Annotated in this window: 6 protein-coding genes; 2 read left to right on the top strand and 4 right to left on the bottom strand. The window is 40.6% G+C overall.

Going from position 1 to position 7953, the window contains the following annotated elements; genetic code table 11:
- The 3 genes from Q0668_RS04575 to Q0668_RS04565 all read right to left on the bottom strand — a co-directional run.
- Positions 1-500, bottom strand: a 500-nt coding sequence (locus Q0668_RS04575; RefSeq protein WP_298860463.1) for a hypothetical protein, incomplete at its 3' end; no start/stop codon positions are given.
- 552 nt (positions 501-1052) lie between these two features.
- A complete protein-coding gene (locus tag Q0668_RS04570) occupies positions 1053-2048 on the bottom strand; it encodes a M50 family metallopeptidase (protein ID WP_298860459.1) in 996 nt (331 codons plus the stop codon).
- 175 nt (positions 2049-2223) lie between these two features.
- Positions 2224-2730, bottom strand: a complete 507-nt coding sequence (locus tag Q0668_RS04565) for a GAF domain-containing protein (RefSeq protein ID WP_298860454.1) — start codon at positions 2728-2730, stop codon at positions 2224-2226.
- A gap of 413 nt (positions 2731-3143) precedes the next feature.
- On the opposite strand from Q0668_RS04565, the gene Q0668_RS04560 reads away from it, so the two are divergent.
- Positions 3144-5552, top strand: coding sequence for a hypothetical protein (locus tag Q0668_RS04560; protein WP_298860451.1), 2409 nt, complete (start codon positions 3144-3146; stop codon positions 5550-5552).
- Between the two features lie 386 nt (positions 5553-5938).
- Complete coding sequence (locus Q0668_RS04555) at positions 5939-7591, top strand: hypothetical protein (protein WP_298860448.1); 1653 nt, start codon at positions 5939-5941, stop codon at positions 7589-7591.
- A 151-nt stretch (positions 7592-7742) separates the two neighbouring features.
- Here the strand turns inward: Q0668_RS04555 and Q0668_RS04550 are convergent.
- On the bottom strand, positions 7743-7953 hold a 211-nt coding region (locus Q0668_RS04550), incomplete at its 5' end, for a hypothetical protein (protein ID WP_298860446.1).

Raw genomic sequence — 7953 nt, 5'->3', positions numbered from 1 at the left:
AGATGAAGAAGAGCAAGGCTCAATAGAGCATGTAACGACTTAATATCCAGAATTCTCTGTTTTTCAAGCCAGGAATCCAAATCATCCGAGGTCCACTCTCTTTCCACTGCCGCCAGTACGATTTCTGTCAGTTTTTGCTTCTCTTTGGAAAAGACAAAACCAGCGATCGATATTTTTTGATTCTTCTCGTCCACTATAGGGAAAACAAAATGAATGATCCCATTCGCACTTTCAATGAGAGTGAGACCATTTGCTTTTTCGATTTCATCCAGCACATCTGAGGGTAAAAAAGGGAGAGATTGCGAATTGGTTCTATCTAAAACAATCCCATTAATAGAATCAAAACAGAACATTGAGAGTCCGGTCAATTCTGAAATTCGCTTCATTTGGCTGATAGCACGATCAATTCTTGCCTCTTTTTGCAAATTCTGATCCCACTCTCCACCACATTTGCTGAAATTTGACAATTTTTTCAATGAATCATTTGTCCCTATAGCCATGGCCCTACTCTCTACTTTCAAAAGGAATTTTTCCATTAAAAAGTTAGTTCGTAGATACAGAGCCGCAACTTCGATTTTCCCTCCCGGTCTAGATTGGCACATTCAGAGTGAAAATCAGGAATTTTCATTGTCCTCTTAAGGTATTTGCTGATTGGATAAGAATTTCTCAGTAGAAGTGAACAACGTAAAAAACAACCTCGATTTCATCAAAACCTCTTTCACTTTTGGGCTGCAAAGGGTATCTAGCAACAGGTAATTCACACCCTATCTTTTTTAACCATCTACACTTAAGACACTATAAAGATCTGGTCTGTTCGAGATCAAATTTGTAGACGGCAACAGAGTTTGTTCACCATTAGTCAAGATCCAAAGAGACAAAAGTGGGTACCAAAAGTGGGATTTTACCGGTCAGTAAAATTAAAGGGGATTTACAGGCAGAACGGCAAAATGTTAATCCGAAACATGAAGATTTTGATCGATCGTGTTTGAATTTACCACTATCGTCTGGAAAGACACAAACTGGGGTAGAGAACTTGAAAAGATCGGGTGCCATCAAGTGTCAGAATCGGTCTTTCGATATCTGGCACTGACTTGATTCAGCTGCTGCCGTTCTTTTGATGTCAGAGATTCCAATCCAAATTCGTGTACTTTATGAAGTAACAAATCAAGCTGTTTTTCGGCATCACGGCTCTTTTCCCGCTCGCGAAGTTGCTTTTGAACTTTCCTTTTTTCCCGCCATTGTTGGAAAAAACCAGCTTTTTTCTCAGTAAAATTCCCACTGGAACGATCAAGACTAGTATACCCCTGAGAGAAATCGTAACCAAATATGGAATCATCTAATGAGTCCTCCCTGGAAGCGGTCGTGAACTCCAATAAATTCAACATTAAGAGCAACGCACTGAAAAATACTACCCAAACACTGGAATAACATAGACCGATTACCATTCCCAAACCGCCCAGCCAAAAACCGACGTTAATTAAAATCATATGTACGATCGTTTCATCAAAACGACGCGACAGAATGATTTGTAAAATTTTTCCCCCGTCGAGGGGAAGAACGGGAATTAAATTGATCAATAAGAGTAGCCAATTAATGCTGAATATCAGCAAAAGGATTGACTGACTGAAATGGCTACTTAAATCGACAACTGGTAACTTAAAGGGATTCAAAGATGCGGAAAGGTGATCCGACCAGATTACTGCTGGAAGTGTAATCGCACAAATAAGCAGGTTAACAGCAGGACCACCAGAAATTGTCATTATCCGGGCAGAAATTGAACGACCTGGAGAACAGGGAACAAGCCCTCCCAATGGCCATAACACTATCTGATCTGCTTCGCCTCCGCTCATACGACAGGCGACAACGTGTCCCATCTCATGTAGAAAAACACTTAAAAAAAGGATGGCGAATAAAGTAAATCCCAGCTCTAATGAATAGTGAGACCAGAAAACCAAAAACAAAACTGGTAGAAAAATACTTACACGAACCTGAGTCAGAAACCAGGTTCCTATTGGAAAAGACCAGTGTAATGGGTTCGAACGACTCATCTTACTTCGACCTGAAGAATATCATCTCTAAAAAACAAAAAAAAACGCTTTTCTCAGATTAATGCAGAAAGCAGAATGATTATCTGAACTTACGGCGTCCTTCATATTATCCGCCAAATAATCTCTTCGTAATTCCGCTCTTTTTTAATGGATAAATCATAATCAATTCCGCTGGCTAAAGCATCCCCAATATTTTTTTCTTGCCTATTCCTGCTGCAATATTTGCCAGAGTTTCCCACTCAGAATCTCCGACCTGATGAATGCAACTCGTGGAAATCGCTAATACTCCGACCACCTGATCCCCTTCGAAGATTGGAACCGCGTATGACTGTTGTGCCTCAAACTTCCGAAGCCACTCAGACGATTCCTCAAGGCCAGATTTCTCACCCTGCAGAGTTCCTATCGCAGGGATTTTTTCAACAATCGCCTTTACAATTCCCAATCCGGTATTTTCCAATGGTACTTCCCGGGTAAATTCTGCAAATTGTGTTCGTACTTCTACATCCATTTCCTTAACAGCATAAAAACCGACCTGCCGCAAAATGTCATATTCACAACACCATAACCCAATTGCCCTCCCTTTTAACAACTCCAGAATCCGGACCAGCACAGGGACAACTGTTTTTTTCCCCTGTATAGCTGCTTCAAGTTGAACAAGAATCTCCTTGGTCTGTTGTCCCATCTGTATTTCTTCTCCTCAGATATCTGAATTCTGACTGCGTGCGACTTGAGAGTCCATGATAAAAATCATTGATCTAACTGCGCTAATCACTCTCTAGACACGATGGTTATTTCCTATGACCAAAGATGTCAATTACTATCATAGATAATCCTTGAATGAAAGGTTATCTATCGTATACAATAGTCTTAGCTGTATAATTTCATAATCGTTAATTATTATTACATTTCTGCGTATAACCATACAATTACAGTTGCAATAATCCATTCTTTTTTGATTGCACTGAGTCACACATTTAATCCCTCTGACACTTGTAACGTATCGGACGATAGAATATGGATCTTCCAACTTGCCCATCTTGTGGAGCATCAGTCCTGGATGAAGATGCATCTGAATGCCCTTTCTGTGGTGCATCTATGACTGCCTCTTCATCCCCCCCATCTCCAGCAGGAAAAACGAGTGGTACGAAACAACCACCTCAAGTAGAAACTGATCAAAAAAAACCCACAATTAAACGATCTAAACGTGAAACGATCTCTGATGACGATCCTTTTGATCTGGAACGTCAGCAACAAACCAAAAAAGTAATTCCACTGTCACGGAAGCCAGCGAAAGGAAAGATGTTTCGTGTCGTGTGTCCCATGTGTGACACACCTGGTTTTGCTTCTCCTAAAGTAGTCGGACACGAAGTAAAATGTCGGAATCCAGAATGCCTGGCTCCCGTGTTTCTGGTTCCTGATTCCAATTCCCAGGAGCGAAACTCAAAAGAGGAATCAAAAACTGAAGATAATAAAAATTCGAAATTGCCACTGATTGCAACTGTTGTGCTAGCAGCTGTTTCCCTAGGCGGTGCCTATTTCTACTTTACTAGCGTCGAAGACTCATCAGAACTAAGCAAACCGTTTGATAATCCAATAATTAATCAAGCATCACAGAAATCATTCCGACCCGAAAAAAATAACACCCAAGTCAATTCGAAGAATAATAATCAACAGGCGAGCAACAAAACAAAAGAAGCTCTTTTATCTCCCGCATTGGTTCAACAGGAAGCGCTGGAATCAATTGTGAAACTTTCCCGATCCCGGGAAAACCGCAGCAAGCCATTTAGTCGCCGATTAGCCGCAGAAGCCTATGCAATCTCAGGTAAAATTAAGCAAGCTCAAGAACAAATTGGACGGATTGATGCCGTTAAACCACTGCTTCCTTTTTATAAAATGTTTCCCCTTGTCGAAATTGGCTGGATTCAGTTACGAGAAAAAGAAGGATCCGATTTAAAGAAGACCCTCCTAGAGACGGAGCAACTCTCGAAGCAGATACCCGAGTATGGAGGCAGGGACTCCCTGGATCTGGTAGCTCGATTAGCGGCATTCTGGATTGCTGCCGGCAAAGAACAACAGGCGGTAGAATTGGTTAAAAAATATCAGGCAAAAAGTAATCTGGCACAATTGTCAGCTTATCTTCAAATTGCCCATGAATCAAATCAATATAATTTTGATTCACTGATAGATCTGCACCAACGTTGGGATTCACCTCAATGGGTTGCAGTGACATTGATTTTGATCGCACGAGATTATCCTCAAGAAGCCTTAAACTGGGCAGCATTAGCTCCTGAACCCATAGTCCGTACTGAAGCAATCACACAATGGGCACTCTCACAAGTAGAGCATGCTGTGAAAGCTAAAAAGAAACCAGAAATCACTTTAATTCAACCTATAGAAATGAAGTTATCAGCTACTGGAAACTCATATGTATATGCAAGTTGTGCCAGAAAGCTGATCTTGTTGAAACAACCTGAAGCCGCCCGTACTTACTTGAACAAAGCAACTTCATTTTTGAAAAACACAGCGATTCCTGCTCCCATCACATTGGGAGATATCAAGTCGGTGAATAAATTGACTCTACCTGTTGCACGTCCCTTGGAAATGTTGGCACATGCTTATCTTCAAATTGCCTGTACCGAGTCTGGATTGGGATTAAAAGCTGAAGCTACAAAGTCCCTGAATAATGCTGTGCAATCAATTCGTGCTATCGCCCCTAGCGTGGTTGCAGTTCAGAATAAAATTAATGAAACATCGAATTTTAATTTTCAAAGTGATATCAAAGAAGCCCTCAATCTTGGTAGTAGTGATCGGGTCACAATGGGCGTCAATAACTACCGAAAAAAACTCCGAAACTTAAAGTCTTCCGCTGATAAAAGATTAATTCTCCTGGTCAAACTCCTTTCGGAAGCTTCTCGATCTAAATTAGAAATCGACGTCTGGAAAATTGCTTTGCAATCTCAGAAGTCGAGCAATGATAATTTGAATGATCCACTTTTGAAGTCCAGTCTGCCTGCAGTCATCATACAATCTGTGGGTCAGAAGAATAATGAGTTAATCAGTAAGATCAAAGAAACGGTAAATGAAAACGTTCCCGCATTATCTCAAGAGGATACTCTGATTCACCAGGCGACCTCTCTGATAAAAAACGGTAAACCAGAGCAGGCAGCGCACGAAATAAATCAATCAGAAATCAAGAAACCATGGAAAGGGCAACTCTCCCTCAAACTGCTCTCCTATTTATTGAGTCAGTCCGAGTACAATCAGGCCATCCAGTTTATCACAGCCATCAAAGATCCGGTTCTGCGTGAAGATATGCTGAATACAATTGGCGCAGTCTCTGCACTGCATGGAACCATTTCGCCGATCAAGAAAGTACTGGATAGTAATGTCTATACTCCTACAGAAAGAATCTCGGGATTACTGGGTTTGATTAGTGGAATTGAGTCTTCGGAAAATCAGCAGACAGGCATATCGACACCACAGGATCAATCCAAAAGCCTGTAATGATAGAGCTTCCGTTTCTGATTTTTTCATTTCTCGTCAAACCTGATTAATTATTTGCGTTACGTCCCGCCGATTTTTTATCCTAGTCCGAGTTTGAATCATCACACAATCACTTCGCCATATGTACACCACCTCTATGGCACTTTAAATTGTGGCTAAATACTTTTGAATCAAATTTCAATGATTTCAGAGTTTAGCTATTTCTTCAACCATAGTTCCCTATTCATCACTTTTATTATAAACTAACATTCGAAAGATGTGGTTTTTCAAATTTGGTAGTTAATCCAAATTGAAAGTCGATTACACGCCACAAAGTCGATTACACGCCACAAAATTGTCATTTTAGGTCACCACTGATCCCTTGAAATACATCATGGAGGAAATGTATGAGCCGTATTGCTCATTTTGCTTTGATCCTACTGCTTGGAATCTCTCTCTCCAAAACAGTCATTGCCGAGGATTCTACCGCCCCTAATATCTCACTCGTCCAGATCAATGCCGAGGGCATGATTGCAGATCTGAAATTTCTTGTTTTGGATCTTGCGGGAGACAAAACAGGGTGGGACAAATTGGATGAATTGCTTCCCACATTCCTTGAAGGAATTGATCAACAACGTCCACTGAGAATCGACATTTTACTCGGAGAGAACCAGGAGGAACGTTATCGATTAATACTTCCGGTCACTGATCTCGGAGTTTTTCGAGAGGCGTTGGAAGTCTTCGAGATTTCATCAAAAAAACAAAGAAATGCTCCCTACAAGTTAGACAACTTGTTTCAGGGATTCATGAAATATTTAAAGAAATTCAATTATGTCGTCATTTCTGAAAAACTCTCTGAAGTAAATGAGATAGAAGATCCTCTCAAAAGAGTTCAAGATCTTTTAAAGAAAAAATACGATTTCAGTGCATTGATTACTAATGAAAAAGAAGGTGTTGATGCCCGTAAAAAATCGATGACGAATACGCGTAAACAATTATTGGCTGCCATCAAGAAAAAGCGTGATGAAACTGAAAATGCTTTTGAACTGAGAAAACTGGCTTTTACGCACCAGATGGATGAACTTGAACGACTATTTGCTGAATCGCAAAAGATGGTTATCGGTTGGACCACCGACTCTATAAAGCATGAAGGACGCCTCGAGTTTACATTAAAAGCAATTGAAGGAACTTCTCTAGAAGAAAGTATCAAGCAATTTGCCACGAAACCAAGTTATTTTGCCAAGATTCCCGTCAAACAAGATGGAATTCTCAATGGCCGAATTAATCATCCGTTGGATGAAATGCGAAAGACTAATTTCACAGAATTTTACAAGTTATTACTACCCACCCTAAAAGATCGTATCGCCAAAAATAAGAAATTAACTGAGGACCAAATTAAAGCGGGCAGTAAAGTCGCCGAACTGGTAATTCAGATGCTTGATGCAGGTAAGGAAGCATCTTTAATTGATGCGTTCATTGATTCCAATCCCGTCGAGGGTGGTAAATACATCATGCTGGGTGGAATACGATCAAAAGATGGTGCCAAGCTGAGAGAAGTCGTTGAGTTGCTCCCTCAATTACTTCTAGATCAAACGGTTGAGCTTGATTTTGTAAAAGAAAATGGCTTGAGCATTCACAAAATCAACATCAAAGAACGATTCCAGGCTGGTTTTTATGAACAGTTTGGAGCAGGGGAGGCATTATATGTCGGTAGTACTCCCGATGCGTTATGGATGGCTGCTGGAATTAACGCAATTGATCGCATTAAAACTGCTGCCAAACTAGTCAAAGAAGATCCTCCCGAAGATGTCAGTCCTAACGTAATAGAGCTTAATCTGAAAACTCTTCCCTGGTTAAAAATGATCGACAGACTCAGGGAAAAGAAGGGGAATCAGGAAATACGTGATCTGGCATTAAAATCTCTTACGAATGTTGATGACACTTTCACGTTTGTGATGAAGCGAGACGGGGATTCCATTAATGGCAACGCGAAATTGGACAAAGGAATTTTACGATTTATTGGCAACATTATTGCCAAGTTCTCCAAAGAAACCCTGTAACCTTATTTCGTAATATCTGAAGAAAAAAGGCACAGACTAAAGTCTGTGCCTTTTTTCGGTGCTTCAACATAATTTGAAGCCTTAGCTAGTTCTGGTTGACTTCTCGAAAGTAAATACCCTACAGCAAAGATTCGTCTCGAAAGCGCGAACTTTAATCCCAATCTTCCATCAGTTCTTGTAGTTGTTCTTCTTCGATCTGATCAAGAGACAGTTCTCCCAGTTGATCTTCAACAGAAGCAGAACTGGTTCCAGCTACAAAAGATTCCCTGGCTGTTGTTTGCCGTGGGACTTTCTGGATTGGCTCTTTTAATACAGGGCATGCATTCTGTGTCTTGGAAGTGTTCACACCATTTGATATTTCC

The organism is uncultured Gimesia sp., from assembly GCF_937910335.1.
Taxonomy (GTDB): domain Bacteria; phylum Planctomycetota; class Planctomycetia; order Planctomycetales; family Planctomycetaceae; genus Gimesia.
This window is presented reverse-complemented; position numbering and strand designations above follow the sequence as displayed.